We start from the raw sequence: 1,094 nt of genomic DNA, 5'->3' as shown, positions 1-1,094 counted from the left end.
AGCGGCCCCACACCCCACTCAGCAGGTGATCGAGTACCCGCGGGCAGCCACGTTGGCCAGAAGGGCCATCTGCACCTCGTAGGGCGACCACTCCATGAAGCCGATCAGGCGGGCGCGGACTGGGTCATTGCAGGTGAGCATCTTCCGCGCTGACCGGATGCGGTACGCATCCCCTGATGACCTGGCGTTGGCCAACCGCCACGACCGCATGAGCCGTCGATAAGCGAACCACCCACCGTCGCCGTGCTGATCCTGAAGGTTGATCCTGACCTTTTCCTGCACTGGCCAATCTCCGCCTTTACCCCATACCCGCCCGGTCTTTTTCTGCCACGCCTCTGGCACGTTGTCGATCGAACGCTGGTAGTGAGAAACGCCGCGTGCAGCGTGTTTGCTGAGGTACTGGAACCAGCCCACAGGGCCATCAATCATGCGTCCGTGCTGACCCCGGTGGCCGGCGCCGTAGACGCCTGCCACTGCCACCCAGGCATCGATTGCGCCGGCGATGTCATACATGGCGTCAAACCAGATCGCGCAGTGCAGGTGCGGTACTCCACGTCGCTGCCACTCGGTCACCCAATGCAGCCGAACCATACCGGCCCGCACCATCCGCTTCTCCCACGCACGGCGTAGCTTGTGCCAGTCGTCGGAGGTCGGAGGGCAATCACGAAGAGTGAGCGTCAGGGCCACACCGGCTCCCGTGAGACGGTCCTCCCTGATGGACATGAGGAACTCGGTGTTGCGCCGTGTGGCGCCGTAGGACCAACCGTGGACTTCACCGCGCAGGGCGCGGGCATGGCTGTTCTTCATGGGCGCAACGCCGCCCTTCCCGCCATGCGGGTACAATGTGATTACTGGCATCGGTCCTGATCCGTTGCTGGTCATGACCCCGAGCGTTGGCGCGCTGCGGGGTTCTTTTTTTCCGGTCCGCCCCCTAGAGCCACCGCGACCGGATGGGTTGAGTGTACGGCCCCGCGTCCCGTTATGTAACCACTAATCAAGGGGCGGGCCGTCCGGGCGCCCCGCACCGTCCTAACGTCCGTTGCAGGTCGTCCGGGCGGCCTACCCTCGGCACCTGGGTACAGAGCGGTCAGCAG

Annotated in this window: 1 protein-coding gene; it reads right to left on the bottom strand. The window is 64.6% G+C overall.

Annotation, left to right across the window (positions count from 1 at the left end):
* Positions 1–18: 18 nt before the first annotated feature.
* The gene (locus ACQKMP_RS30510) at positions 19–807 is read right to left on the bottom strand and encodes a rolling circle replication-associated protein (RefSeq protein WP_404684434.1); all 789 of its coding nucleotides are present in this window, start codon (positions 805–807) and stop codon (positions 19–21) included.
* Between the last annotated feature and the right edge of the window lie 287 nt (positions 808–1,094).

Origin of the sequence: Paenibacillus sp. NPDC101420, assembly GCF_050277435.1 — a bacterium.
Taxonomy (GTDB): Bacteria; Bacillota; Bacilli; order Paenibacillales; family Paenibacillaceae; genus Paenibacillus_AQ.
Note: the sequence above shows the minus strand (reverse complement) of the source record. Positions and strands in the feature narration are given on the sequence as shown.